This window comes from Rhodococcus sp. WB1, assembly GCF_001700945.1.
In the GTDB taxonomy this organism is placed as follows: Bacteria; Actinomycetota; Actinomycetes; order Mycobacteriales; family Mycobacteriaceae; genus Rhodococcus; species Rhodococcus aetherivorans.
Window position 1 is genome coordinate 1934127 of sequence record NZ_CP015529.1, and the last position, 26830, is coordinate 1960956.

At 71.1% G+C, this 26830-nt stretch carries 25 protein-coding genes and 2 tRNA genes; 16 read left to right on the forward strand and 11 right to left on the reverse strand.

Annotated features, from left to right (window positions below):
• Positions 1–6: 6 nt before the first annotated feature.
• The 5 genes from A4U64_RS08660 to A4U64_RS08680 all read left to right on the forward strand — a co-directional run bounded on the left by A4U64_RS08660 (position 7) and on the right by A4U64_RS08680 (position 4416).
• The gene (locus A4U64_RS08660; protein ID WP_006943882.1) at positions 7–1074 is read left to right on the forward strand and encodes a PhoH family protein; all 1068 of its coding nucleotides are present in this window, start codon (positions 7–9) and stop codon (positions 1072–1074) included.
• Between the two features lie 67 nt (positions 1075–1141).
• Positions 1142–1684 (forward strand): rRNA maturation RNase YbeY, encoded by a 543-nt coding sequence (gene ybeY, locus A4U64_RS08665; RefSeq protein WP_006943887.1) that lies wholly within the window; start codon positions 1142–1144, stop codon positions 1682–1684.
• Positions 1685–1708: 24 nt separating this feature from the next.
• Positions 1709–3019, forward strand: a complete 1311-nt coding sequence (locus A4U64_RS08670) for a hemolysin family protein (RefSeq protein WP_029544339.1) — start codon at positions 1709–1711, stop codon at positions 3017–3019.
• Positions 3020–3089: 70 nt separating this feature from the next.
• The gene (gene era, locus A4U64_RS08675) at positions 3090–4007 is read left to right on the forward strand and encodes a GTPase Era (RefSeq protein WP_006943889.1); all 918 of its coding nucleotides are present in this window, start codon (positions 3090–3092) and stop codon (positions 4005–4007) included.
• Positions 4008–4143: 136 nt separating this feature from the next.
• The gene (locus A4U64_RS08680; RefSeq protein WP_139311030.1) at positions 4144–4416 is read left to right on the forward strand and encodes a hypothetical protein; all 273 of its coding nucleotides are present in this window, start codon (positions 4144–4146) and stop codon (positions 4414–4416) included.
• A gap of 18 nt (positions 4417–4434) precedes the next feature.
• Here A4U64_RS08680 and A4U64_RS08685 read toward each other — a convergent pair whose 3' ends face one another.
• Positions 4435–5001 carry a TetR/AcrR family transcriptional regulator gene (locus tag A4U64_RS08685; protein ID WP_037201765.1) on the reverse strand — a complete coding sequence of 189 codons (567 nt, stop codon included), beginning with the start codon at positions 4999–5001 and terminating at the stop codon, positions 4435–4437.
• Between the two features lie 5 nt (positions 5002–5006).
• Entirely contained in the window at positions 5007–6425 is a 1419-nt protein-coding gene (locus tag A4U64_RS08690; protein WP_065922456.1) for an amidase, read from the reverse strand.
• Between the two features lie 196 nt (positions 6426–6621).
• Here A4U64_RS08690 and A4U64_RS08695 point away from each other — a divergent pair, with 196 nt between their 5' ends.
• Positions 6622–7659: an alpha/beta fold hydrolase gene (locus A4U64_RS08695; protein WP_065922457.1), complete on the forward strand. Its 1038-nt coding sequence runs from the start codon at positions 6622–6624 to the stop codon at positions 7657–7659.
• A 22-nt stretch (positions 7660–7681) separates the two neighbouring features.
• On the opposite strand, the gene A4U64_RS08700 is transcribed toward A4U64_RS08695, so the two are convergent.
• Together A4U64_RS08700 and A4U64_RS08705 are read right to left on the reverse strand one after the other, a co-directional pair.
• The gene (locus tag A4U64_RS08700; RefSeq protein WP_006943899.1) at positions 7682–8314 is read right to left on the reverse strand and encodes a cysteine hydrolase family protein; all 633 of its coding nucleotides are present in this window, start codon (positions 8312–8314) and stop codon (positions 7682–7684) included.
• A 65-nt stretch (positions 8315–8379) separates the two neighbouring features.
• The gene (locus A4U64_RS08705; RefSeq protein WP_157127575.1) at positions 8380–9894 is read right to left on the reverse strand and encodes a permease; all 1515 of its coding nucleotides are present in this window, start codon (positions 9892–9894) and stop codon (positions 8380–8382) included.
• A gap of 286 nt (positions 9895–10180) precedes the next feature.
• Between A4U64_RS08705 and recO the strand changes: the two genes are divergently transcribed.
• The 4 genes from recO to A4U64_RS08725 are packed head-to-tail and all read left to right on the forward strand — an operon-like array spanning position 10181 to position 12741.
• On the forward strand, positions 10181–10996 hold the full coding sequence (gene recO, locus A4U64_RS08710; RefSeq protein WP_080688608.1) for a DNA repair protein RecO: 816 nt from the start codon (positions 10181–10183) through the stop codon (positions 10994–10996).
• Positions 10953–11759 carry an isoprenyl transferase gene (locus A4U64_RS08715; protein ID WP_037200968.1) on the forward strand — a complete coding sequence of 269 codons (807 nt, stop codon included), beginning with the start codon at positions 10953–10955 and terminating at the stop codon, positions 11757–11759. Before recO ends, A4U64_RS08715 begins: the two co-directional genes overlap by 44 nt.
• Complete coding sequence (locus A4U64_RS08720; RefSeq protein WP_065922458.1) at positions 11756–12229, forward strand: hypothetical protein; 474 nt, start codon at positions 11756–11758, stop codon at positions 12227–12229. Before A4U64_RS08715 ends, A4U64_RS08720 begins: the two co-directional genes overlap by 4 nt.
• Complete coding sequence (locus A4U64_RS08725; protein WP_006943910.1) at positions 12226–12741, forward strand: T3SS (YopN, CesT) and YbjN peptide-binding chaperone 1; 516 nt, start codon at positions 12226–12228, stop codon at positions 12739–12741. The genes A4U64_RS08720 and A4U64_RS08725 overlap by 4 nt, the downstream gene beginning before the upstream one ends.
• 10 nt (positions 12742–12751) lie before the next feature.
• On the opposite strand, the gene A4U64_RS08730 is transcribed toward A4U64_RS08725, so the two are convergent.
• The gene (locus A4U64_RS08730; protein WP_006943911.1) at positions 12752–13180 is read right to left on the reverse strand and encodes a Fur family transcriptional regulator; all 429 of its coding nucleotides are present in this window, start codon (positions 13178–13180) and stop codon (positions 12752–12754) included.
• Positions 13181–13188: 8 nt separating this feature from the next.
• Entirely contained in the window at positions 13189–13575 is a 387-nt protein-coding gene (locus A4U64_RS08735; protein WP_006943912.1) for an ArsR/SmtB family transcription factor, read from the reverse strand.
• Between the two features lie 168 nt (positions 13576–13743).
• Here A4U64_RS08735 and A4U64_RS08740 point away from each other — a divergent pair, with 168 nt between their 5' ends.
• On the forward strand, positions 13744–15135 hold the full coding sequence (locus tag A4U64_RS08740) for a glycine--tRNA ligase (RefSeq protein WP_006943913.1): 1392 nt from the start codon (positions 13744–13746) through the stop codon (positions 15133–15135).
• Between the two features lie 67 nt (positions 15136–15202).
• Here the strand turns inward: A4U64_RS08740 and A4U64_RS08745 are convergent, their stop codons facing one another.
• Positions 15203–17221, reverse strand: a complete 2019-nt coding sequence (locus A4U64_RS08745; RefSeq protein ID WP_065922459.1) for a TPM domain-containing protein — start codon at positions 17219–17221, stop codon at positions 15203–15205.
• Between the two features lie 84 nt (positions 17222–17305).
• Between A4U64_RS08745 and A4U64_RS08750 the strand changes: the two genes are divergently transcribed.
• From A4U64_RS08750 to dnaG, 3 genes are read left to right on the forward strand one after another with little or no spacing between them, the layout of a single operon-like run.
• Positions 17306–17995, forward strand: a complete 690-nt coding sequence (locus A4U64_RS08750) for a YdcF family protein (RefSeq protein ID WP_373566438.1) — start codon at positions 17306–17308, stop codon at positions 17993–17995.
• A gap of 11 nt (positions 17996–18006) precedes the next feature.
• Positions 18007–19278 carry a deoxyguanosinetriphosphate triphosphohydrolase gene (locus A4U64_RS08755; RefSeq protein ID WP_006947621.1) on the forward strand — a complete coding sequence of 424 codons (1272 nt, stop codon included), beginning with the start codon at positions 18007–18009 and terminating at the stop codon, positions 19276–19278.
• Positions 19279–19295: 17 nt separating this feature from the next.
• On the forward strand, positions 19296–21218 hold the full coding sequence (dnaG, locus tag A4U64_RS08760) for a DNA primase (RefSeq protein ID WP_006947623.1): 1923 nt from the start codon (positions 19296–19298) through the stop codon (positions 21216–21218).
• A 16-nt stretch (positions 21219–21234) separates the two neighbouring features.
• On the opposite strand, the gene A4U64_RS08765 is transcribed toward dnaG, so the two are convergent.
• Positions 21235–21480 carry a hypothetical protein gene (locus tag A4U64_RS08765; RefSeq protein ID WP_010594277.1) on the reverse strand — a complete coding sequence of 82 codons (246 nt, stop codon included), beginning with the start codon at positions 21478–21480 and terminating at the stop codon, positions 21235–21237.
• Between the two features lie 147 nt (positions 21481–21627).
• Between A4U64_RS08765 and A4U64_RS08770 the strand changes: the two genes are divergently transcribed.
• A tRNA-Asn gene (locus tag A4U64_RS08770) sits at positions 21628–21700 on the forward strand.
• 225 nt (positions 21701–21925) lie between these two features.
• A tRNA-Ile gene (locus tag A4U64_RS08775) sits at positions 21926–21999 on the forward strand.
• 253 nt (positions 22000–22252) lie between these two features.
• Here A4U64_RS08775 and A4U64_RS08780 read toward each other — a convergent pair.
• From A4U64_RS08780 to A4U64_RS08790, 3 genes are all read right to left on the reverse strand, one after another.
• Complete coding sequence (locus A4U64_RS08780) at positions 22253–24043, reverse strand: glycoside hydrolase family 15 protein (protein ID WP_065922460.1); 1791 nt, start codon at positions 24041–24043, stop codon at positions 22253–22255.
• 328 nt (positions 24044–24371) lie between these two features.
• Positions 24372–25871, reverse strand: a complete 1500-nt coding sequence (locus A4U64_RS27665) for a 2Fe-2S iron-sulfur cluster-binding protein (RefSeq protein ID WP_084648615.1) — start codon at positions 25869–25871, stop codon at positions 24372–24374.
• Positions 25868–26830 carry an FAD:protein FMN transferase gene (locus A4U64_RS08790; protein ID WP_231772717.1) on the reverse strand — a complete coding sequence of 321 codons (963 nt, stop codon included), beginning with the start codon at positions 26828–26830 and terminating at the stop codon, positions 25868–25870. The genes A4U64_RS27665 and A4U64_RS08790 overlap by 4 nt, the downstream gene beginning before the upstream one ends.

Consider the following 26830-nt stretch of genomic DNA (forward strand, 5'->3'; position numbering starts at 1 on the left):
GTCCACGTGAGTGAACCAGACGACACCCGAGACACCGGGAACGCCGAACGGACCACCGTCCGTTCCCACCTGGACCTGCCGCCCGAAGCTGCGGCGCCGCTGCTCGGCTCGGCCGACGAGAATCTCATCGCCCTCGAACGGGCCCTCGGTGCGGACATCCACGTACGCGGCAACTCCGTCACCCTCACCGGCGCGCCGGCGGACGTCGCGCTCGCGGAACGGGTGCTCGGGCAGCTCGTCACCCTCGTCGGACGCGGGCAGGCGGTGACCCCGGACGCGGTGCGCCGCACCGTGGGCATGCTCACGCAGGGTCTGTCCGACTCGCCGGCCGACGTCCTCAGCCTCGACATCCTGTCCCGGCGCGGCAAGACCATCCGGCCCAAGACCCTCAACCAGAAGCGCTACGTCGACGCCATCGACACCAACACGATCGTGTTCGGCATCGGGCCCGCGGGCACCGGCAAGACGTACCTCGCCATGGCCAAGGCCGTGCAGGCGCTGCAGTCGAAGCAGGTCACCCGCATCATCCTCACCCGGCCCGCCGTCGAGGCCGGGGAGCGGCTCGGCTTCCTGCCGGGCACGCTGCACGAGAAGATCGACCCGTACCTGCGCCCGCTGCACGACGCGCTGCACGACATGATGGACCCGGAAGCCATCCCGAAGCTGATGCAGGCCGGGGTCATCGAGGTCGCGCCGCTGGCGTACATGCGCGGACGCACCCTCAACGACGCGTTCATCATCCTCGACGAGGCGCAGAACACCACCGCCGAGCAGATGAAGATGTTCCTGACGCGTCTCGGCTTCGGTTCCAAGATCGTCGTCACCGGCGACACCACGCAGGTGGACCTGCCCGGCGGTGCCCGCTCCGGGCTGGCGGCCGCCGCCGAGATCCTCGAGGGCATCGACGGCATCCATTTCGCCGTCCTCGACAGCAGCGACGTGGTGCGGCACCGGCTCGTCTCCGACATCGTCGACGCCTACGAGCGTTTCGAGGCCGATCGGCCGGCCGGCGTCGCCATGGGCAACCGGGCCCAGCGGCGGGCAGCAGCCCAGAGCCGGGTGCCGCGCCGGTGACCGTGACCGAGGGCCCCGCCCGTCTCGTACCCGCCGTGTCCGCATCCGCCCAGAAGGAACGCCACAGATGAGCATCGAGATCTCGAACGAATCGGGGATGGACGTCGCCGAGGAGGACCTGATCGACATCGCGCGGTTCGTCATCGCCCGGATGGACGTGCATCCGGCCGCGGAACTGTCGATGGTGCTCGTCGACTCCGACACCATGGCCGATCTGCACATGCGCTGGATGGACCTGCCCGGCCCCACCGACGTGATGTCCTTCCCCATGGACGAACTCGAGCCCGGCGGCCGCCCCGACGCCCCCGAGCCCGGCCCCTCGATGCTCGGCGACATCGTGCTGTGCCCGTCCTTCGCCGCGGAACAGGCCGAGAAGGCCGGCCATTCGCTCGCGCACGAACTCGCCGTGCTCACGGTCCACGGGATGCTGCACCTGCTCGGGTACGACCACGCCGAGCCCGACGAGGAGAAGGAGATGTTCGGTCTGCAGAACCAGCTCCTCGAGGAGTGGTACGAGGAACTGCGGCGCGCCGAGCACGAGGCCAGGCTCGCGGCCCGCGATCAGCAGCTCCTCGGCAAGGCCGGCTTCTTCGACCCGACCGAGCGGTAGCGGCCTCGTGATCGGAGCACTGGCGTGAGCGCCCCCGCGCTCGTCGTCGTCGCCGTCGTGCTGGTGGCGCTCGGCGGGCTGTTCGCGGCGGTCGACTCGGCGCTGAACACCGTCTCCCCGGCCCGCGTGGAGGAACTCGCCAAGGGCGAGCGGCCCAGCGCGCAGAAGCTGCTGGTGATCCTCGAGGACCGGCCGCGGTACGTCAATCTCATGGTGCTGCTGCGCATCCTGTGCGAGATCACCGCGACGGTGGTGCTGGTGGCGGCGCTGCTCGACTGGATGGGCCACACCGGGGCGCTGGTGGCCAGCGCCGTGATCATGGTGCTCGTGGACTACATGGTGATCGGCGTGGGCCCCCGAACCCTCGGTCGCCAGCACGCGTACCCCATCGCCCTGGCCGGGACCGTGCCGTTGCGCGTGATCGGTGTCCTGCTCGGCCCGCTGAGCCGGCTGCTGATCCTGATCGGCAACGCGATCACCCCCGGCCGGGGATTCCGGAACGGGCCGTTTGCCAACGAGATCGAACTGCGCGAGCTGGTGGACATGGCGCAGGAGCGCGGCGTCGTCGCCGCCGAGGAACGGCGAATGATCCAGTCGGTGTTCGACTTCGGTGACACCACCGCACGCGAGGTGATGGTGCCGCGCCCCGAGATGGTGTGGATCGAGGTGGACAAGACCGCCGGCCAGGCGACGTCGCTCGCGGTGCGCAGCGGGCACTCCCGCATCCCGGTGATCGGCGAGAACGTCGACGACATCCGCGGCGTCGTGTATCTCAAGGACCTGGTGCAGCAGACCTACTATTCGCGCGACGGCGGCCGGAGCGTGACCGTCGCCGAGGTGATGCGCCCGGCGGTGTTCGTGCCGGATTCCAAGCGCCTCGACGATCTGCTGGCCGACATGCAGCGCGACCGCAACCACATGGCGCTGCTCGTCGACGAGTACGGCGGCATCGCCGGGCTGGTCACCATCGAGGACATCATCGAGGAGATCGTCGGCGAGATCGCCGACGAGTACGACACCGGAGAGATCGCGCCCGTCGAGGATCTCGGCGATGACACCTTCCGGGTCTCCGCGCGGTTGCCCGTCGAGGACCTCGGTGACCTGTTCGACGTTGCGCTCGACGACATCGAGGTCGACACAGTTGGCGGTTTGCTCGGGTTCGTGCTCGGCCGGGTACCGTTGCCGGGTTCCGAAGTGGAGACCCACGGTCTGCGGCTGCGCGGCGAGGGCGGCCGCGACGCCCGGGGCCGGGTCCGCATCAACACCGTGTACGTGCAACGGGTCCCCGCGACGGAGACGGCCGAGACCGCCGCCGAGGAATCGGTCGACGGGTGACCGCGGCCGTCGACGCCACGACACCCACCGTGCCGATCCGCACCGCCGGCACCGCAGACGAGGAGCTCGTATGACCGACCCCGACTTCCGTTCCGGCTTCGTGTGTTTCGTCGGACGGCCCAACACCGGGAAGTCGACGCTGACGAATGCGCTCGTGGGCAGCAAGATTGCGATCACCTCGTCGCGTCCGCAGACCACCCGGCACACCATCCGGGGCATCGTGCACCGTGAACACGCACAGATCATCCTCGTGGACACCCCCGGCCTGCATCGGCCGCGGACGCTGCTCGGGCAGCGGCTCAACGACTTGGTGCGCGACACCTATTCGGAGGTCGACGCGGTCTGCGTGTGCATCCCGGCCGACGAGAAGATCGGCCCCGGCGACCGCTGGATCGTCGAACAGGTGCGGCAGGTCGCCCCGCGCACGAAGCTGATCGGCATCGTCACGAAGATCGACAAGGTGAGCAAGGAGCGGATCGCGCCGCAGCTGCTCGCCGTCTCCGAGCTGCTCGGACCGGACGTGGACGTCGTGCCCGTGTCCGCCACCTCGGGCGAGCAGCTCGAGGTCCTCATCGACGTCCTCGCCTCGCACATGGAACCCGGGCCGGCGTTCTATCCCGACGGCGAACTGACCGACGAGCCCGAGGAGACGCTCATGGCCGAGCTGATCCGGGAGGCCGCACTCGAGGGACTCGGCGACGAGCTGCCCCACTCGCTCGCGGTGGTGATCGAGGAGATCACCGAGCGGGAGGGTCGCACCGAGAAGCAGGGCGAGCTGCTCGACGTGCATGCGCTGCTGTACGTGGAGCGGCCGAGCCAGAAGGGCATCGTGATCGGCAAGGGCGGCGCCCGCCTGCGTGAGGTGGGCACCGCTGCCCGCTCCCAGATCGAGAAGCTGCTCGGGGTGAAGATCTACCTCGATCTGCACGTGAAGGTCGCCAAGGACTGGCAGCGCGATCCGAAGCAACTCGGCCGCCTCGGCTTCTGACCGTCGCGTGCGGTGTCGTCGGAGGGCCCCGACAGGAAGGGATGCGCAGTGCCCTCTCCCGCATCGCTCGCGCCGACCGGTCGGGTCCGCCCGGGAGGCGGTCGTGGCCGGTGACCCCGGAGGCGGTCTGCGAGGCATGATCGTGCGTCACCGCGTCGCGTTCGGTCTCCTCCTTGCGCTCGCCTCGTCGGCGTTCGCCGTGCTGTGGCTCTTCGTCGTGCCCGCGCGAGCCGACGAGACGACCGGCGTGCAGTCGGCCGCGATCCGCTACGCCCATCCGGCGTGCTGGATGCTGCTGGCCGCGGCGTCGGCCCTGTTCGCGACGCGCGCCCCGCGCCGGGCCGTCGACGCCGTCGCGTGGAGTGCGCTCGTCGCGTATGCGGTCTTCGTGGTGGCGACCCTGGCCTGACCCGTGTGCGGCCCGCGGTCAGTCCGCCGCGGCGGGCACCGTGCTGCGCACCAGCTGCAGCACCGCCGCCGAGAGGTCGGGCGCGGCGCCGGTGGCCAGGCGGCGCAGCTGGAGTCCGGTGATGGTCGCGACCAGGGTCGGGGCGACCGACTCCGGTCGGGGGACACCGAGTTCGGTGAGGATGGTCACGGTCAGCGCGTCGTAGGCGGCCCAGCATCGGGCCGCCGCCTCCCGCAACTGTGGATCCCGGCCGGCCTGGACGTAGAGCTCGAACGGCGCGATCCGCTCCGCCGAGAACGACAGGTCCTCGGCGACCTGTCCGGTGAGTGCCGCGGCGTCGGCCAGGCTCAGTCCGCGACCACGGTAGTCCTCCGCCAGATCGCGCAACCGCGTGGTCTCGTCTGCGACGAACGTCGTCAGCGCCGACCGCAGCAGGTCGGACTGGGTGGGGAAGTGGTAGGTGATCGAGCCGAGGGAGACTCCCGCCCGGGCGGCGATGCGGCGGTTGGTGATCGCGGCGATGCCGTCCGTGCCGATCAGATGCAGGGTCGCGGCCACGATCGCGCCGCGGACGTCCGTGCCCATCGAGGTCACCACCACCGCTGCGGCGTGTGACGATCCCAGCGCAGTTCCGACTCGAGCTGGGCGGCGAGGGAGATCAGCAGGGGCTCCGCGTTCTCGTGTCCCATGAGCTGGGCGCCGACCGGCAGGCCCGATCCGGTGAAGCCCGCCGGGATGTTCACGCTCGGCCAGCCCAGGACGTTCCACGGCCAGGTGTAGGGGCAGGCGGCCGTGATCACCTTGTCGGTGGCCCAGCCCCCGAGGCCGTCCATCGCCTCCACCACCGGGGGTGGGGTGGCGGTGGTGGGGGCGAGGATGACGTCGAAGCGGTCGAAGATCGTGCCGATGCGCCGGCAGATGCGTGGTTCGGCGGCGCGAGCGGCGCGCAGCGGACGGCCGCGCAGCAACCGGCCGGTGCGGGCGTTCGCGCGGGTGCGCGGGTCGGCGAGGGCCGGGTCGGGCAGCCGCCGCACCCAGTCGTCGATGCCGGCCATCGACCGGGGCAGGAAGTTCAGGCCCAGCAGCTTTCCGTAGGCCGGGTCGGCGACGGTCACGTCGTGGCCGAGGGCACGCAGCGTGCCGGCGAGGGCTTCGACGCGCGCGCGGATCTCGGCGTGCAGTCGGGTGCGGGTGGCGGTGTAGGGGCGCGCGAGCGAGAGCGCGATCCGCAGCCGGCCCGGATCGCGACCCACGGCGTCGGACACCGTGACGGCTTCGGCTTCGTGCAGGTCGCCGACGTGGTTGCCCGCGACGGCGTCGAGCAGCAGTGCGGCGTCGGCGACCGTGCGTGCCAGGGTGCCGTGGGTGGTGAGGCCGTGGAAGGCCTCGGGGTCGGGCCACATCGAGATGCGGCCGCGTTGCGGCTTGATTCCCACGAGGTTGGTCCAGGCGGCCGGGATGCGGACCGATCCGGCGCCGTCGGAGCCGAGCGCCGCGGACACCAGGCCCGCCGAGACCGCGGCGGCGCTGCCCCCCGACGAACCGCCGGGGGTGTGGTCCCGGTGCCAGGGGTTGCGGGTGTGGCCGAAGGCGCTGCCGCCGGTGAACGGCCACTGCCCCAGTTCGGGGGTGTTCGTCTTGCCGACGATCACGGCGCCGGCGGCCCGCAGCCGCCGCACCACCTCCGCGTCCTCCTCGCGGACGGCGAACTCGCCGGCGCATCCGAACGCGGTGATCTCGTGCGCGATGTCGGTGTCGTCCTTCACCGCGACCGGCACACCGAGCAGGGGGAGACGGACGCCGGCGGCGAGACGCCGGTCGGCCTCCTCGGCCTCGGCGAGCGCCCGCTCCCGGCGGATGCCACGGAAGGCATTGAGCGCGCGATTGCCGGCCTCGATGCGTTCCAGGGCCGCGCGCGTCGCGGCGACGGACGTGGTGGCGCCGGCGGCGAGGGCGGCGGCCTCGGCGGCGAGGCCGGGCGCTCGGGTGTCTGCCCGTGGTGCGGTCATACGGCTGCGTCCCCCTTCGTGGTGTTCGTTCGAACGAACAATAACGCGTTCCAGTTCGTCTCGTCGAGGGCGGGATGCGCAGAAATGTGGCGCTCGCCACATTCGCGGGAGGCGCGACGATCGGTTGGGTATGCCCCCGGGGATATCGCGGGAGCCTCCCCGGGGTGTCGTAGGGACCGGCTGTCAGGAGATACACATGGGTTCATCGCGCACACGCAACCTCCGGCGCGTACCGGACACGGAGACGCGGATGGTCTTCCGCACCATCCACGGGTACCGTCGCGCGTTCCGGATTGCCGGCGAGGGACCTGCGCTGCTGCTGCTCCACGGGATCGGCGACAACTCCTCGACCTGGCGGGAGGTCATCCCGCACCTGGCCCGCAGGTACACGGTCATCGCACCGGACCTGCTCGGCCACGGCCGCTCCGACAAGCCCCGCAGCGACTACTCGGTCGCCGGGTACGCCAACGGTGTGCGTGACCTGCTGTCGCTCCTGGGCATCGAGCGCGTCACCGTGGTCGGGCACTCCCTCGGCGGCGGCGTCGCGATGCAGTTCGCGTACCAGTTCCCGCAGCTGGTCGACCGGCTCGTCCTGGTGGCCGCGGGTGGCGTCACCAAGGACGTTCACCCGGCGTTGCGCCTGCTGTCCCTGCCGGGGCTGAGCGAGGCGCTCAAGCTGCTGCGCCTACCGGGCGCCATGCCCGCGATGCGCATTGCCGGTGGCCTGCTGGGCCGGTGGCACGACACCCCCTTGCGTCCCGGGGTCCTGCTGCACGACACCTCGGATCTGATCCGGGTCCTGAGCGGACTGCCCGATCCCACCGCGTGCGAGGCGTTCCTGCGCACGCTGCGGGCCGTCGTGGACTGGCGTGGTCAGGTGGTGACGATGCTCGACCGCTGCTACCTGACCGAGGACCTGCCCGTGCAGCTGATCTGGGGTGAGCACGACAGCGTGATCCCGGTGGATCACGCGCACCTGGCGCATTCGGCGATGCCTCATTCCCGGCTCGACGTCTTCCGCGGCGCCGGCCATTTCCCGTTCCGGGACGATCCCATCCGGTTCGTGCGGGTGGTCGAGGAGTTCCTCGACTCGACCGCACCCGCCGAGTTCGACGAGCAGCGCTGGGGCCGGCTGCTGATCAACGGCGTCAGCGAGAGCCGGATCACCGGCGGTCCGGCCACCCGCCGGGCCGTGCTCGGCGCGATGGGCGCCGACGAGCGCAGCGCCACCTGAGCGATCCCGGCGCCCGCCGCCGCTAGGCGGGGGCCGCGCTCCACAGTGCCCGGAGTTTCTCGGCGGTCACCACGGTGCCGAAGTTCTGGGCCACTACGGCCACCGACGCATCGTGAGCGGCCGGGCTGTAGGTCGCGGCGCAGTCCTCCACCAGGGACACCCAGTACTCGTGGAACAGGGCGCTGCGCAGGCTCGACTCGACGCACACCTCGGTGGCCACCCCGGTGAACAGCAGCGATTCGATGTTCCGTGAGCGCAGGACGTCGTCGAGGTCGGTGCCGACGAACGCGCTGAACCGGTGCTTGACGACCACCGCATCCGCGTCTTGCGGTGCGACGCCGTAGAATTCGGCGCCCGCGGTGTCCGGCCGGCAGGTGAGCCCGGTGCGGGCCGCGTCGGGTCCGTCGCCGACCCGTCCGAGCCACTGTGGCGTGTCCGTGGTCTCGTCGTGAAGGGTGCGGACGAACACGATCTGCACGCCGGCGGCCCGCGCCGATGCGATGAGGCCGGCGAGGCGCGGTGCCATGGCGACCGCGGCCGTCACGTCGAAACCGCAGCGCGCCAAGGCGCCGTCCGGGGAGCAGAAGTCGTTCTGCATGTCGATCACGACAAGCGCGCAGCGCTGTGGGTCGTAACGGAAGGGAATCGAATCCATCGTCGGGTCCTCGGGGTAGGGGATAGAAGGAAAGTCGGGGACGGGTGTGCTCACGTCGGCCGAGGTCACCAGATGACCACGGCGGCCAGGGTCGCGACGACGAGGCCGGTCACGACGGGAACGGCGAGGTGGCGGACCATGTCGGTGACGGAGACCTTGCAGAAGCCGGCCACCACGACGAGGGACGACCAGATGACCAGGGTGCCCCCGCCGGTCCAGGTGGCGCCGTTCTGGGCGATGGCGGCGAGCGTCGCGGTGTCGATGCCCGACTGCGGGGCGAGGGCGGCGGCCAGGCCGCCGGTGAGCGGCAGGCCCGCCCAGCCGGACCCGTCCAGGCCCATCGCCATTCCGATCACGAGCATGCTCAGGGCGACGAAGAGTCCGTTGTCCGGGATGAAGCCCTGCACGCCCTCGACGGCGTCGAACAGGAAGGCCGGGCCGGTACCGTCCTCGAGACCCAGGATCGCACCGGAGTAGTCGGGGATGCCCATGTACACGAATCCCGCGACGGGAAGGATGATGCCCATCGCCTTGAAGGCGTAGGACAGGCCGTCGACGAAGTGCGTCGCGCAGAACTCGAGCGCCTCCTGCCTGCGGGCGGTGACCGTCACCAGTGCCATCAGTATCATCGCCGTCCCGCCCACCAGGGACGCGCCGGCGCCGTCCGACCACGGCACGAGGTCGGTGAACCGGCCGAGCAGCATGTAGACGAGCACCGCGGCGAACGCCGCCGGCACACCGACTGCCCACCGGCGGGCCAGGCGCGGGCGGCCGGTGATGCGGGTGCCCTCGTCGTATCCGGGAAGTTCGTCCTCGAGAACGTCGACCGCACGCTCGGGCGTGGGCTCCGCCGGCGCGGCGCTCGCCGACACGGGGTTGCGTGCGCCGCCGCCGGCCGCGGATCCGGGGTGCCCGCTCCCGCCGCCCGTCCCCGGCGTGCCGGCGCCGCCCGTCATCCGGCGGCGCACGGTGAGGAACCAGGCCAGCACCGCGGCGACGACGCCGACGATCAGCGAGATCACCAGCGCGCGACCGGCGATGTCGTCGGCGGGCACCCCGGCGCCGCTCGCGGAGATCGACGGGGCCAGCCCGATCACGTAGTCCGAGGCAATGGACATCCCCTGACCCGAGATCGCCAGGGCGAGCGCCGCACCCAGGGGTGGCAGCCCGGCCTTGATCGCGGCGGGCAGCAGCACGGCCCCGATCAACGCGAGGGCGGGCGTCGGCCAGAAGAACAGCGACAGGAGATAGGTGAACACGAACAGCACCACGTAGGCGACGCGGCCGTTGATCATCCACCGGCTCATCGGCCGCACCATCATCTCGTCGGCGCCGATGCTCCGCATCGCGGCCAGCATCGAGGTGACCGCCGCGATGACGACGAAGATCTCGAACAGCGCCGAGCCCGAGGTGAGCGTCGCCCGGAACACCGCCATCACGGCGTTCGCGACGTTGCCGTCGTAGGCGAGGGCGGTGGCGAACGTCGCCACCACTGCCGGGATCATCACGTTCTTGCGCAGGGCCATGGCCACGAGGAGGGACACGAGGCCGAGCAGGAAGACGATATGGGCGGTGGTCACGGGTGGCTCCTCCAGCGGGCTGAGGCATCGGGCCGGGGGATCGGCGCCGCCGCGGGGTGCAGGCCCGCCTGGGCCCCGCGCTACGGGCGTCGCCGCACCGGATGTCGTCCGATGGTGCTGGGTCCGGCCCGGTTCGGCAAGGGCGAAAATGACCGAACCGCAGGGGGTTCTGCTGTGCAGGTTGCAGGGAGGGTGACGACCGCGTTTCGGGTCGGCCGGGTCTGTGAACAACGCGAAAAATCCGCGCCGCCGCCTCGGTGTCGGCCCGGCGTGACAGACTCGCAGGGTGAGGTTGTACCGGGATCACGCGGTGGTGCTGCGCCAGCACAAGCTGGGCGAGGCCGACCGCATCGTCACGCTGCTCACCCGTCGCCACGGCCTCGTGCGGGCCGTCGCGAAAGGGGTGCGGCGCACCCGCTCGAAGTTCGGGGCGCGGCTCGAGCCGTTCGCGCACATCGACGTGCAGTTGCATCCGGGCCGCAGCCTCGACATCATCACCCAGGTCCAGACCGTCGATGCGTTCGGCGCCGACCTCGTCGACGACTACGGCCGCTACACCACCGCGTGCGCCGTGCTCGAGACCGCCGAACGGCTCGCCGGTGAGGAGCGCGCCCCCGCCCCGCAGCTGCACCGCCTCACCGTCGGTGCGCTCCGTGCCCTGTCCGACCAGGTCCGGCCGCCGGAACTGATCCTCGACGCCTACCTGCTGCGGGCCATGGCCTACGCCGGCTGGGCGCCGGCGATCAGCCGCTGCGCTCGCTGCGACGAGCCCGGCCCGCATCGCGCGTTCCACGTCGCGGCCGGGGGAGCGGTATGCGTGCGGTGCCGGCCGCCGGGCGCCGCGACCCCCGGCGCGGGTGTGCTGGATCTGATGGACGCGCTCTTCCACGGTCGCTGGCAGGGCACCGACACGGTGTCCGAGGCGACCCGCGGGCAGGCCAGCGGCCTGATCGCCGCCCACCTGCAGTGGCACCTGGAGCGGCAGTTGCGGACCCTGCCGCTGATCGAACGCGGCCGTCCCCATGCGGTGGCTGTGGGCGGGGAGACGGTCGGGCAGGATGGGGAGCGTGATTCGACGCCGCACCCCGCAAGCATCGCGTGACCGCGAGATCCGGCCACCCGACCCGCACCCGTCCGGCGCCCGCCCGCCGGGTCTGCAGCCCGAACTGATCCCGCGGCACGTCGCCCTGGTCATGGACGGCAACGGCCGCTGGGCCCAGGAACGCGGTCTGCCTCGCACCGCCGGCCACGAACGCGGCGAGGCGGTGCTGATGGACACCGTGTGCGGGTGCATCGAGATGGGCGTCAAGTGGCTCTCGGCGTACGCGTTCTCCACCGAGAACTGGAAGCGCAGCCCGGACGAGGTGCGCTTTCTCATGGGCTTCAACCGGGACGTGATCCGCCGCCGCCGCGACGAGATGCACGAGATGGGGGTACGCGTGCGCTGGGCCGGACGCCGGCCGAAGCTGTGGCGCAGCGTCATCAAGGAACTCGAGATCGCCGAGGAACTGACCCGCGACAACGACGTGATGACCCTCACCATGTGCGTGAACTACGGAGGTCGCGCCGAGATCGCCGATGCCGCAAGGGAGATCGCGCGTCGCGTGGCCACGGGTGAGCTCGACCCGGAACGCGTCACCGAGGCCACGGTTGCGCGGTACCTCGACGAGCCCGACATGCCGGACGTGGACCTGTTCCTGCGGCCGTCCGGGGAACAACGCACCTCGAACTTCCTGCTCTGGCAGTCGGCCTACGCCGAGATGGTGTTCCAGGACAAGATGTTTCCCGACTTCGACCGTCGGGACCTGTGGGCCGCCTGCGTGGAGTACGCCTCGCGCGACCGCCGCTTCGGGGGCGTGAAGTGACGGGCGCCGGAACGGGACCGGAGGAGCGGAGGCCGGCCCCCGGCGGGGTGGACCTGAGCGGCCTCGGCCTGCGCGACCGGGTCGCGGCCGCGCTGGCGGAGTTCGTCGCCATGCACGAGCCCAGGACGAACGGCGACGATGCGCTGGGATTCGACTATGCGGGCGTGCCGTGCGCCGTGCGGGTGGTGACCCTCACCGAGGGTCTCGACGTGGTGTCGCTGACCGGCGTCCTCGCGTGGGACCTGCCGCTCGACGACGCGTTGCGCACGCGGGTCGCCGGGGCGGCCGACGCGCTGCAGTTCGGGTCGATACACCTCGTCGAGCGGGACGCCGAGGCGGACGTGGTGCTGCGGTACTCCTTCCCCGCCACCGGCCTTCGGGACTCGCCCCTGACCACGATGCTGCTGCTCGTGCTCGGCGGCGCCGGCGACGCGCGCTCGGCCGTCACGGGCACGGGCGGATCCGAGTGAGCGAACTCGACTGGGACTCCCCGATCGCCACCGGGAACGACGACGCGCTGCGTGCCGCCGTGCTGCGTGTCTTCTCGGCGGTCCTCGCCGAGGAGATCGAACCCGACACGGACGGCGACGTGCCGATCTGGGTCGACGATGTGCTCACCTACGCCGTCGTCGATTCGCGGGCCGGGGTGGTGGAGCTGACGACGTACCTGGTGGAGCGGATCGCCGGTCGTACCCGCGCGGCCGAGGTCCTCGTCGACCTGCAGGCGCAATGGCCGGACGCGCGGCTCGAGTTGCACCAGGACCGGGTGACGGCGGTGCAGCGCGTCCCGGCGCGCCCGCTGGTGCCGGTGCACCTGGCGCGCGCGGTCGCGGTGGTCGCGGCGCTGGTGCCGCATGTGCCCGAACTGGCGGCGCGGCTCGGCGGCCGGGCGTGCGTGTTCGACGAGCCGGGCGACGAGACTGCCGGCGAGGTGGTCGACCTGCTGGGCGGGTGCGGCTGCGACGGCTGCGGGTGCCGCTGACCGTCGTCGGTCAGCGCGACGTCGCCGGCGCGGCGTCCGCGCAGTCGCGGCAGGTGCCGAAGATCTCGACGGTGTGGCTCACGTCGACGAAACCGTTGTCCTCGGCCACCTCGTGCGACCAGCGCTCGACCGCCGGCCCGTCCACCTCCACCGTGTAACCGCACGCCCGGCACACGAGGTGGTGATGGTGACCGGACGAGCAGCGCCGGTAGACGGACTCGCCGCTGTCGGTGCGCAGCACGTCGACGGTGCCGGCTTCGGCGAGGGACTGCAGCGTGCGGTAGACGGTGGTCAGGCCGATGCCCTCGCCGCGCTTGCGCAGTTCGTCGTGCAGGTCCTGGGCGGAGCGGAACTCCTCGATCTCGTCGAGCAGCGCGGAGATGGCGCTGCGCTGCTTGGTGGAGCGGACTCCGACTACGGGTTTGTGGGCGGGCGACACGACTACGGTCAACCTTCCTCGACGTGGGCGACGGCGTCGACGACGATGTGGGCGAGATGGTCGTCGACCAGACGGTAGAGCACCTCGCGGCCGGCGCGTTCGCCGCGGACCACGCCCGCGGCCTTGAGGATGCGCAGGTGCTGGCTGATCAGCGGCTGGGTGACGCCGAGCGCGCCGACCAGTTCGTGTACACAGCGTTCGGATTCGCGCAGTTGCAGCACGATGGCGATGCGCACCGGTGCGGCCAGCGCGCGCAGGAGCTCGCCGGCGGCGGCGAGGGTTTCCCGCGACGGGGCGGGTACGGGGGACGGCGTCGCCGATCCCGGGCGGCAGTCGTCGTACGGACGGTCCGGGGCCGCGGCGTCGCCGCCGGGGCCGGTGTCGGCAACGCTCAACGGATCTCCTTCGTGGACTGGCGGCCGCGTTATTGCAAACCGATTCCATTTTGATATGCATGAATGTGCATGTCAACCGGCGTGCAGTTCGACCGCCCCGCGCGGAGCGATAGGCTTACGGGTCGACGCACGCTGCGAAACCCCGCATCGAAGATGGAGTGAATCCGAGTGGCACCGAAATCCAAGATCGATACCGTCGCCAACCTGGCCAAGCGCCGGGGCCTGGTCTACCCCTGCGGTGAGATCTACGGCGGTACGAGGTCGGCCTGGGACTACGGGCCGCTCGGCGTGGAGCTCAAGGAGAACATCAAGAAGCAGTGGTGGCGCAACATGGTCACCAGCCGCGAGGACGTCGTCGGTCTGGACTCGTCGGTCATCCTGCCGCGTCAGGTGTGGGTGGCGTCGGGCCACGTCGGGGTGTTCAACGATCCGCTCGTCGAGTGCCTGAGCTGTCACAAGCGCCACCGCCAGGATCACCTGCAGGAGGCGTACGCCGAGAAGAACAAGCTCGACGATCCCGACTCGGTTCCCATGTCGGAGATCTCCTGCCCGGACTGCGGCACCAAGGGCCAGTGGACCGAGCCCCGTGACTTCAACATGATGCTCAAGACCTACCTCGGCCCGATCGAGAGCGAGGAGGGGCTGCACTACCTGCGCCCCGAGACCGCACAGGGCATCTTCGTGAACTTCGCGAACGTGCTCACCACGTCGCGCAAGAAGCCGCCGTTCGGAATCGGCCAGATCGGCAAGAGCTTCCGCAACGAGATCACCCCGGGCAACTTCATCTTCCGGACCCGCGAGTTCGAGCAGATGGAGATGGAGTTCTTCGTCAAGCCGGGCGAGGACGAGCAGTGGCACCAGTACTGGATCGACTACCGGATGGACTGGTACACCGGGCTCGGCATCAACAAGGACAACCTGCGCCTGTACGAGCACCCGCAGGACAAGCTGTCGCACTACTCGAAGCGCACCGTCGACATCGAGTACCGCTTCCACTTCCAGGGCAGCGAGTGGGGTGAGCTCGAGGGTGTCGCCAACCGCACCGACTTCGACCTGTCGACGCACGCGCAGCACTCGGGCGCCGACCTGAGCTTCTTCGACCAGACCACCAACGAGCGGTACACCCCGTACGTCATCGAGCCGGCAGCGGGCCTGACGCGGTCGCTCATGGCGTTCCTCGTCGACGCCTACAGCGAGGACGAGGCGCCCAACGCCAAGGGTGGTGTCGACAAGCGCACCGTGCTGCGCCTCGACCGCCGGCTCGCCCCGGTCAAGGCGGCGGTGCTGCCGCTCTCGCGCAACGCGGACCTGAGCCCCAAGGCGAAGGACCTCGCCGCGCAGCTGCGCCAGCACTGGAACATCGAGTTCGACGACGCCGGCGCCATCGGCCGCCGCTACCGTCGCCAGGACGAGATCGGCACCCCGTTCTGCATCACGGTCGACTTCGACACCCTCGAGGACCAGGCCGTCACCGTCCGCGAGCGCGACACCATGGCGCAGGAGCGCGTCGGCCTCGACCAGGTCGAGGGCTACCTCGCCCAGCGGCTGATCGGCGCCTGACCACAGAGCCTCCGTGAGAGGGTCGGCCGCCTCGCGCGACCGGCCCTCTCACGCTGCGCGGCCGGGACTAGAACCGGCCCCCGCTCGACCCCCCGAAGCCCCCGCCTCCGCCGAAGCCCCCGCCCCCGAAGCCGCCGCCCCCGAAGCCGCCCCCACGGCCACCGGTCAGGATGCTGTTGATGAGGATTCCGCCGAGCACCGCACCCGCGATATTGCCGCCGGAGGCGCCGCCGCGGGGCGGACGCTGCTGACGCTCCCAGCGCTGCACGTCGTTCTGCGCTGCGCGCAGCGCGTTCGCCGCGAGGGTCGCGGCCGCCTGAGCGTGCTGCAGCGCCTGCCCCGGTTCCCGCGCGGCGAGCCGCTGCGCGGCGTCCAGGTGGCGCTGCGCCTCGGACAGCCGGGTGCGGGCCTCGGCGCCGATCACACCGCGCCGCGTCCCGATGAAGTCCGCCGCGGCGGTGACCTGCGATCGAGCCGCCCCCAGATCCTGTTCGAGGCGCCGGCGGGTGCGCTGCGCCTCCTCCTGCGCCTGACGGGTCCGATCGCGCAGCGCGTCGAGTCGTGCGTCCGCTTCCACGACCCGGGTGAAACTGCCCAGCGGGTCGGTGTTCATGTCCGCCCGGGCGTGGTCGAGGGCCGCCTGCGCGGCCTTGCGGGCCTCGGCGAGTTCCGCACCACCCGCGGCGGCGAGCTGTTCGGCGTCGGCGATGCCCTGTGCGGCGTCGGCCATCGCGGCCGGCAACGTCGCGATCGCCCGCCGGATGTCGTCGGCGGCGTGGTCGACTGCGTCGAGCATCGTGGCAGCGTGCCCGAGAGCACCCTCCGCTTCGCGGATGGCTCGCACGGCGTCGCCCTGCTCGCCGACGGGACGTGCCACCGCGGTGCGGCCCTGATCGACGGACTTCTCGGCGAACTCGATCTCGTCCTGCGCCAGCGTCACGTTGTCCGTGATCGGGGCGAGCGCGCCGGCCGGGAACTCCGTTCGCAGCTCGGTCAGCGTCGCCTCGGCCTGGGGCAACCGCGCGCGCAACGCGATCGCGCGCTGTGTGAGCGCGTCGAGGCGGGCGGGTGCGTCGAGCAGGAGGTCGCGCATCCGGTCGAACGCCTCGACCTGCGCGTCGAGTTCCCGGTCGGCCTGGCCGCACGACGAGATCAACTGCACGAGCATGTCGCGCTGCTGCTGGGGCGTCTCGGGGATGGCGTCGTCGAGCCGCTGCCGGATCTCGAATGCGGACGCCAGAGCCGACTGCGCCTGTCGATAGGCGCGGTCGAACGGCTGGACCGCGGCATCGCCGAACTCTCCGCGCGCCAGCTCGAGCGCCTCGGCGCTCGAGCGAACGGCGTTGTCCGTCTCGACCAGGATCTTCTGGGCGTACAGCTCGAGGCCCTCGAGCGGCAGCTCGCGCAGCGCGTCGGTGTCGGTCGGGTCGGTGGCCGCCGCCGCCTGGGCGCCCGCCTCGGCCCGCTTGCGCTTCGCGCGCCGGGAGTACAGGTACACCCCCCCGGCCCCGGCCGCGATCACTCCGCCGCCGACGAGCAGCGTGGTGCCGGAGCCGGAACCCGACGCCGACAACGCCGCGTCGAGACCCTCGGCCGCCGCCACCGCGGCCCCGGCCCAGTCCTGGCTGCGCAACTGCGGCACGATCCGGTCCGCGCTGATGGCGTCCCGTTCGGACGCGGTGACCCCGGACAGGGCGTTCGGCGTCCACAGCGCGTACTCGCGGTCCTGCGTGGCCACGGCGAGCAGGGCCGTGTCCGTCCCGAAGTTGCTGGCCTGCGCAGTCCGCTCGGTCCAGTCGTCGGACGACAGTCCGGAGAACGTCGGCACGTACGCCACCCACAACTGCACCCCGTGCTCGGCGTAGAGCGCGTCTGCTGCCTGCTGGATCTGCGCCGTCGCTGCCGGATCCAGTACTCCGGCGGTGTCGGTGATCGGCTGGGGAAGCCGGAAGGGCGGCTCGGCCGTCGCCGAACCGGGCAGCACCAGCCAGGCCAGGGCCGCGAGCAGGATCGGCACCGACATCGACAGCGAGCGGCGGAGCGGGCGGGCCGGAAGCGGCCGGACGGCGACCGAATACGGTGACATGCGTCGAATCTATCGGCTCGCATGCGCTGTCGCCCGTGGCGCGTCGCCGGGTGGGCGCGCTCGGAACACTGGCAGAATCGGGGAGTGAGTACCGCAGCCCGCCCACGCCCGGCCCCGTCCCTGCCCGAACCCCCGCGCGGGTTCGGTGCGGGCGTCGCGCGCTGGACGCGCCGGCTGGTGCTCGGGGTGCTGCTCGCGGCGATCGCCGTCCTCGCCGGAACCGCGGTCCGCGTGTGGCAGGTGGCGCGCATCGACGACTGGAGCCGGGCCGACGCCATCGTGGTCCTCGGCGCCGCCCAGTACTCCGGCACCCCGTCGTCGGTGTTCCAGGCCCGGCTCGACCAGGCCCTCACCCTGTACGAGAACGGGGTGGCCGAGCGGATCGTCACCGTCGGCGGCAAGCAGGAGGGCGACCTCTTCACCGAGGCGGCGTCCGGCAAGAACTACCTGATCGCGCAGGGAGTGCCGGAGTCGGCGATCACCGCCGTCGAAGAGGGGTCGGACACGTTGCTCAGCGTCGAGGCGGTCAGCCGGGAGATGGCCGGGCAGGGACTGCACTCCGCGGTGCTGGTGAGCGATCCGTGGCATTCGCTGCGCACTCGCACCATGGCCCGCGACGCCGGTCTCGACGCGTGGACCGCGCCGACCCGCACCGGCCCCGCCGTGTACACCCGGGAGTCGCAGCTGCACGGGATCGCCCGCGAGACGGGCGCGCTGATCTGGTACCAGCTCACCCACGACTCGGCGGACTTCCCCTACACGGCCGCGCAGTGAAGGAGGACGTGATGCCGGGCTACAGCGAACACGAACTCGAGCGGCGCGTCGCCGAGGTCCCGAAGGTGTCGGCGCTCGCCGGTGCCGAGCCGGCGACCGCGAGCCGTACGCCGTTCGCGCGGGACCGTGCCCGCGTCCAGCACAGCGCCGCGCTGCGACGGCTCGCCGACAAGACCCAGGTGGTCGGCCCCCGCGACGGTGACACTCCGCGCACCCGGCTCACCCATTCGATCGAGGTCGCCCAGATCGGCCGCAGCATCGCCGAGGGCCTCGGCTGCGACCCCGACCTGGTGGACCTCGCCGGCCTCGCGCACGACATCGGACACCCGCCGTACGGCCACAACGGGGAACGCGCCCTCGACGAGGTGGCCGCGAGCTGCGGCGGGTTCGAGGGCAACGCGCAGAATCTGCGGATCCTCACGTGCCTCGAGCCGAAGATCCTCCACCCCGACGGCACGAGCGCCGGTCTGAACCTCACGCGCGCGACACTCGACGCGACGCTGAAGTACCCGTGGACCCGCCCGGCGCCCGGCGCGAAGTTCGGTGCCTACGACGACGACGCCGAGGTCCTCGCCTGGGTGCGCGACGGCGCGCCCGACCGGCGCAAGTGCCTCGAGGCCCAGATCATGGACTGGTCCGACGACGTCGCCTACTCCGTCCACGACGTCGAGGACGGCGTCATCGACGGACGGATCGACCTGCGTGTGCTCACCGACCCGGCGTCGGTGAACACGCTCGTCGATCTCGGCATGCGCGAGTTCTCCGGCCTGGACCCGAACGAGCTGGTGGAGGCGGCGAAGCGACTGTCGCAGATGCCGGTGGTCCAGGCCGTGGACACCTACGACGGCAGCCTCGCGTGCTCGGTGGCACTCAAGCGCCTCACGAGCGAGCTCGTCGGCCGATTCGCGACGGCAGCGATCATCGGCACCCGTGCCGTCACCGGCGACCGGCCCGTCACCCGCTACGACGCCGACCTCGTCGTTCCGCCCGTCGTCGCGTCCGAGGTGGCGCTGCTCAAGACCATGGCCCTGCAGTTCGTGATGTCCGACGCTGCTCACCGACAGCGTCAGGAACGGCAACGTGAGCGGATCCACCGCGTCGCCGAATGGCTGATGCGCACGGCGCCGGTCGGCCTCGACCCGTTCTTCGTGCCGCTGTGGGACGCCGCCGTCGACGACGCCGCCCGCATGCGGGTGATCGTCGACCAGATCGCCTCGTGCACCGAGGCCCGGCTCGAACGGATCGACCGCGACAGCCTCGCCGCTCAGGCGAGTTGGGGGTAGCGCCTAGACTCGTCGTCGTGGCCGGGCGTATTTCAGACAGAGACATCGCGGCCGTCCGCGACCGCGTCCGGATCGAGGACATCGTCGGCGAGTACGTCGCCCTCAGGCGCGGCGGCGCCGACTCGATGAAGGGGCTGTGTCCCTTCCACGACGAGAAGTCCCCGTCCTTCCACGTCCGCCCCAACCACGGTCACTTCCACTGCTTCGGCTGCGGCGAGGGCGGCGACGTGTACTCGTTCCTGCAGAAGATCGAGCACATCAGCTTCGTCGAGGCCGTCGAGCAGCTCGCCGACCGGGTCGGCTACACCCTCAACTACGAGGGCGGCGGTCCGTCGGTGCAGCGCGACCGGGGCACCCGCGCCCGGCTCGTCGCCGCCAACGCGGCCGCGCAGGAGTTCTACGCCGAGCAGCTGCGTACGCCCGGCGCGCAGGCGGCGCGGGACTACCTGACCGAGCGCAGCTTCGACGAGTCCGCGGCCGAGGTGTTCGGGTGCGGTTACGCCCCCGACGGCTGGGATGCCCTCACCAAGCACCTGCTCACCCGTGGCTTCGAGTTCGCCGAGCTCGAGGCCGCCGGGCTGTCCAAACAGGGGCGCCGCGGACCCATCGACCGGTTCCACCGGCGGCTGCTGTGGCCGATCCGCAATCTCGCCGGCGACGTCATCGGTTTCGGTGCCCGTCGGCTGTTCGACGACGACACGCTCACGGCGAAGTACGTCAACACCCCGGAAACGTTGCTCTACAAGAAGTCTCAGGTGCTGTTCGGCCTGGACCTGGCCAAGCGGGAGATCGCCAAGGCGCACCAGGCCGTGATCGTCGAGGGCTACACCGACGTCATGGCGATGCACCTGTCGGGCGTGAAAACCGCTGTGGCCGCGTGCGGTACCGCATTCGGCGACGAGCACCTGGCGATGCTGCGGCGCCTGCTCATGGACGACAGCTACTTCCGCGGTGAGATCATCTACACCTTCGACGGCGACGCAGCGGGCCGGGCCGCGGCGATGAAGGCGTTCGAGGGCGACCAGAAGACCACGGCCAAGACGTTCGTCGCGATCGCGCCCCAGGGCATGGATCCGTGCGAGCTGCGGCAGAAGTCCGGCGACGGGGCGGTGCGCGACCTCGTCGCCCGGCGCACCCCGATGTTCGAGTTCGTCGTCAAGTCGATCCTCACCGAACACAACCTCGACACCGCCGAGGGGCGGGTGGAGGCGCTGCGCCGCACGGTTCCCGTGGTGGCCCGGATCAAGGAACGCACGCTGCGCGACAGCTACGCGGTGCAGCTGTCGCACTGGGTGGGCTGGGACGACATTCCGGCCGTGCGCCGGCGCGTGCAGGACGAGTCCCGGCGCGTCGCCCGCGGCGGCGACGAGAAGCCGCGCACCGCCGCGCCGCAACAGCGGGCGGAGACGGCCGCGGCGGGCACGGTCCTGCGCCGGCCCCGCCCCAACGATCCGGCGCTGTGGCCGCAGCGCGACGCCCTCAAGGCGGCGCTGCAGTACCCCGGCATCGCCGGCACCGTGTTCGATTCGCTGCCCGCCGAGACGTTCACCGACCCGGCCTACGCGGCGGTGCGCGAGGCTGTGGCCGCGGTCGGCGGGACGAGCGCGGGACTCGGCGGCGCGGAATGGGTGGACGCCGTCGGGCGCGCCGCCACCGACCCGATGGTGCACTCGCTGGTCATGGAACTCGCGGTGGACCCACTGCCCGCGGAGGAGGACCGGATGCCCCGCTACATCGGCGGGGTCCTCGCCCGGCTGCAGGAGGTCTGGGTGGGGGAGCAGGTCGCCGAACTCAAGTCCAAACTGCAGCGCATCTCCCCGGCCACCGAATCCGACGAGTTCCACTCGTTGCTCGGGGACCTCGTCGCGCTCGAGCAGTACCGGCGCAGCCTGCTCGACCAGGCCATCGGCGACACCAGCGGCGACGGCCTGGCCGGCTGAACTCACGCCACCCGCATCACCGCCGCAACTGGTCGCGGGGGACGAGGATCGTGGTCTGCTCGTCGAGCGGCTTCATCGGCTCGAGCTTCGGCTCCGGGCTGAGCGAGTCGGCCAGCTTCTGCCGGCTCACCTCGATCGCCTTCTTCGTCACCGGACTACCCGCGACCGCCTTCGCCGTCCTGCTGAGCTGTTCGTACCGGGCGCGGCCCGCCCGTGTCCCCAGGACGTAGCCCGCGGCAACCCCCACCAACAGTCCGATCAACGTCGTCTCCATTCAGCCGTGTCAACGTCCCACCCATCCTGCCCGATCCTCGCCCTCGGGCTCACAGGCAGGCGATTTGGTGCCGCGTCGGGTGGGGCGCTACAGTTCTTCACGCACCGCGGGAAACGGCGGAGCACCGCAGGACAATCCCCTGTAGCTCAATTGGCAGAGCATTCGACTGTTAATCGAACGGTTGCTGGTTCGAGTCCAGCCGGGGGAGCTCCAAGAAAACCCCTCCCACCCGATCTCGGGTGGGAGGGGTTTTCTCGTCTGCGCCGCCACGAAAGACGCTGGGTGTGACGGAAATTACAGGAGCCGTGTGGTGCCGCCGCGACGGGTCGGCGACAGCCCGCGCCGGGCGACACGGGGGTGACCCGCGACGCGGGCCGGCCGCCGCAGCCGGTAGCATTCGCCACACGTCGCGTACCTCCGGATGCGCGCGGACGGGGCGGTAGCTCAGTCGGTTAGAGCCGTGGACTCATAATCCATTGGTCGCGGGTTCGAGCCCCGCCCGCCCCACAATCGTCCCTGTTCAGGACGGTTTACGTCCGGCCTCGGTAGCCGAAACCTATGGATGTGGACGCCTTCGTCGCCGACGGCAGCTGCAAAGACGGCGCCCGGACTTGCGGAAGCTGTTGGAGTCGCTCAGCATCCCGGTCGACGAGGGAAAGGCCCAGATCGGCGACCGCTCGGCGATCGGGGACACACGGCGCTCGCGCAGAGCGTCGAGGGCAGCAGGTGGTCGACCCGGACCGGACGGCTGCTCGGGTGGTCACCGCGAAGTGGGGCGGTGGGTATGGACGGCATGGCCGGCGAGGTGGCGTGCGGTGTTGACCAACGCCACGTGGCTGAAGGCCTGGGGCACGTTGCCGAGCTGCCGACGGGCGTGGGGGTCGTACTCCTCGGCGAGCAGCCCGACGTCGTTGCGCACCGACAGCAACCGCTCGAACAGGGCGTGGGCGTCGCGAGTGCGGCCGGCGCCGTGCAGGGCGTCCGCGAGCCAGAAGCTGCAGGCCAGGAACGCTCCTTCCGGCTCGGCGATGCCGTCGACGTGTTCGAGCTCCGGCCGGTAACGCAGCAGGAAGCCGTCCCGGCTGAGCTCACGTTCGACAGTGGCCACGGTGCCCAGCACGCGGGGATCATCCCACGGCAGGAACCCGGTGCGGGGAATGAGCAGCGACGCCGCATCCACGCCGCGGCTGCCGTAGAACTGGGTGAAGGTGCCGCGGTGGGGATCGAATCCCTTCGTCAGGATCTCGGTTCGGATCTGTTCGCGCAGAACGCGCCAACGGTCGACCGGGCCGGGCAGACCGAACCGTTCGACCGCCCGGATACCGCGGTCGACCCCGGCCCACGCCATCACCTTGGAATGGACGAACGGGCGAGCCGGCCCGCGTACCTCCCACAGCCCGTTGTCGGGTTCCTGCCAGTGCCCTTCGAGAAAGTCCAGCAATGCCACCTCGATGTCCCAGGCCGGGTCACCGCGAAGGCCGCTCTGCCGGGCCAGGTGCAGACCGTCGAGCACCTCACCCCACACGTCGAGCTGGAACTGCCCGGCGGCGGCGTTGCCGATGCGCACGGGCACGGAGGCCTCGTAGCCGGACAGCCACGGCACCTCGTATTCCGGCACCCGCCGGGCCCCGTCGAGCTGGTACATCATCTGCAGGTCCGCCGGATTCCCGGCCACCGCCCGCACCAGCCAGTTCCGCCAGGCCCGGGCTTCGGCGACGAATCCGCAGCCGAGAAGGGCCTGCAGGGTGAAGGTGGCGTCCCGCAGCCAGCAGTACCGGTAGTCCCAGTTGCGGCTGCCGCCGATCTGCTCGGGCAGCGAGGTGGTGGCCGCGGCCAGAATCCCCCCGGTCGGCCGGTAGGTCAAGGCCTCGAGCGTGATCAGGGAACGGTGCACGGCCTCGGGGTACTCACCGGTGTAGTCGCACCGCTCGATCCACTCCGTCCAGTACGCCTGGGTGTCGGCGATCGCCTGCAGGGCGTCGAGCGGGCGGGGGGTGTGCCCGTAGGACAAGGCATAGGTCAGCACGAACGGGACGCTCTCGCCGGCGCGGACCTCGAACTGCGCGGTGGTTCTCATGTCGTGGCCGTGCAACGGCACCGGGGTGCGCAGCCAGGCCGCATCCGGCCCGGCGACCGCGGTCAGGGATCCGGGCACGCGGCGCACCCACGGGACGACGTGACCGTAGTCGAACCGCAGCCGCAGCTCGGTGTTCATCCGCACCGACCCGGCCAGGCCTTCGACGACTCGGACGACGTCGGCGGCCTCGGCCCGCACCGGCATGCAGTCGGTGACCCGCACCGTCCCGGTGGCGGTGACCCACTCGGTGTCCAGGACGAGAGTGTCGCGGCGGTACGCCCGCCGGGTGCACAGACCGCCGTCGGCGGGGGCGAGCAGCCATCGTCCGGCCTCGTCGTCACCGAGCAGCGCCGCGAAACACGCCGGGGAATCGAACCGGGGCAGGCACAACCAGTCGATCGAGCCGTCCCGGCCCACCAGCGCGGCGGTGTGCAGATCACCGATCAACGCGTAGTCCTCGATGCGCTGCTGCATCACCCGTCGACCTTCCCGATGTTCGGCCCACGGCCCCTGCCGGTGTGCACGATGCCCGACCGTGGCCGCGGCGCAGCCGTCCCCGGCGCGCTGTGCCCGTCCAGTATGCCGAGCCCGACAGAACCGGCGGGCGAGGTCGGTCGACCTGGTGTCGGTGCACGCCGGCGAGCCGATCATCGAAAGATGCTGCCGGCGATGATCGCCGGGGTGGGTGACGATCGGTACTCTCCGTGCAACCCCCCGCGCCGGTGAGGCCGATCGTTGCCACCGGATCCGGGATGGAATGGCGACGGCTGACCTTGGCAACCGTGACGCCCGGCCGGGTGCGTCACAAATCCAGGACCAGAGTGGGGCTGTGGGCGCGGGAGATGCACGGATACATGACCCCGAGCCGATCCTTGCCCGGGGTGTGCGGCACCGCGTCGAGATGCTCGACCTCGCCGGCCAATACCCGAGTCTCGCACGCCCCGCACACGCCCTCCCGGCACGAGGCCATTACCGGTACACGAGCGTTCTCGAGCGCTTCGAGCACGGACTGGCTCTCCGACACGTGCACGTGACGATTGCTGCGGCTGCAGGTGACATCGATCGGCCGACGCGGACCAGGGGACTGTCCCGGTGCCGCGGTGAACCGTTCGATGTGCAGGCGTGCGGGCGATACCCGGGCGACGACCTCGTCGATCATCGCCGCGGGGCCGCAGCAGTACACCGCGCCGGCGGTGGCAGCGGCGAGGATGGGGGCAAGGTCGAGGCGGCTGCCGGTTTCGTCGTGGGCATGGATACTCACGTTCTGCGGCCATCGCTGCTCGAGTTCCTCGCAGAACGCCATGGTGGCTCGGCTGCGACCGAGGTAGATCAGCCGCCATCGGCGGTGCGCCGGCAGCGATTCGATCATTGCCTTGATCGGGGTGATCCCGATGCCCCCGGCCAGGAAGAGATAGTCGTGTGCGGGTTCGAGCGGAAAGTGGTTCTCCGGCGGGCCGACGTACAGGACCGTGCCGGGGCGGGCGCTGGCGTGCAACCAGGAACTGCCACCCCGGGAGTGCGGCGCCCGGTGCACCGCGATCCGGTATCGGGTGCGGTCGGCGGGGTCGCCGCACAGCGAGTAACGGCGCTGGAGGCCGTGGGGCAGGTACACGGTCACATTCGATCCGGGTGTCCACACGGGCAGCTCGCCCCCGTCGCGGGCGGTCAGGTCGATGCCGACGATGCCGGAGGCCAGCAGATGCGTAGCGCCTACGGTCATCGGCTGTGGTGCCGACCGCGGCCGCCGCGGTGTCCGACGGGACGCGGGGGGCCGACCGCCACCGGTCAAAACACGCGTCAGCACGGCCACCATCGTCGAGACCACCAGGATCAAGGCGACAAGTCGATATCCCCAGGCGCCGGCGTCGGTGCCGGACCATCCGGCGTGGAAAGACACGAGCACCACTGCGGCATAGCTGCCGTAGTGCAGGCGCTTCCACCACCGCGGCGACATGCGTGCCCGGAGCAGCGAGGACCCGTAGACGGCGAGCAGGAGATAGAACGCCACGACGCCCAGGGCTACCGGCCAGGGCCGGTAGCCGGCGGAGAGCGGGACGAGCACGTCGGTGAGGGAGAACCGGGACCACGAGTCGAGCACGAGTGAGAACATGTGCAGGCCGGTCATGATCAGGGCGGTGCCCCCGAGCCAGCGATGCAGATCCTGCAACCACGCCGGGTTGGCGACCGTCTGCGGGATTCGCGTCGACAGCAGCACTCCCCACAGCACCGCGACGGTCAGGCTGACCCAGGCGACGAGGGCGCTGGCGCGGGTGACGTACCACCACAGGTGCAGATCGCTCATTCGAAATCGCTCCAGTTCACGGAACGCCGTTGTCGCCGGTCGGCGGACAGCACCAGGGCGGCACCGCCGAGACGCGGGACCTGCCCCAGCAGGGCCTCGGGTTCTCGGACGAAGGCGAGCTTGGTCAAGGCCTCGGCTCGTGCGCCGCTGCCGGCGACGACGGTGGCGGTCACCGTCGAGGTGACAGCGCTGACGCCGGTGGCCGGGTCGATCAGGTGGTGGGCAGGACCGGTGGCGCCGGTCCACATGCGCACCAGGCGGCTCGAGGTGGCCACGGCCCCACGCGTCAACCGCACGACGGTCAGCAGCTCACCGGTGAAAGGGTCCTCGATGCCGATGCTCCAGGCGCCGCCGTCGGGCGCGGCTCCGGCGACGACGAGGTCTCCGCCGACTTCGACGAGGACGCCGTCGGCGCCGCGGTCGAGGACGAACTCGGTGAGCATGTCGGAGGCCAGTCCTTTGCCGAGCCCCCCGGGGTCGAGGGTGGTGCCGACAGAAAGCCGCACGAGAGGACCGTCGATGTCGATGTCGGTCATGGATCCCGGCCAGGTGGCGGTGTCGGGCAGCATGGTAGTCCGGGTCGGGTCGGTGCTGCTGGTGGCGTAGCCGGCGGCGACCAGCTGCGGCAGCGTGGTCGGGTCGAAGGCGCCGTCGGTCAGCGCCCAAGCGCGGATCAGTTCGCGCACCAGGCGGACGGTGCAGGAGCGGACCTGCACCGGTCGCCCCTGCGCCCAGTTCAGCCGCCAGACGTCGCTGGTGTCGAGGAACCGGCTCCACGCCTGTTCGAGTTCGTCCAGCAATGCGAAGCAGTCGTCGACGAGACCCGGTGGCCCGCCGACCACCGTGATCGCCGCGGTGCCGCCCATAGCGGGGCGACGGTCCTGCCGGACGGCCCGCATCGTCGTCGCCTCGCTGCCGGCTCGGGCGCCGGCCGCGCCGGCATGCGGAGGAGAAGCCAT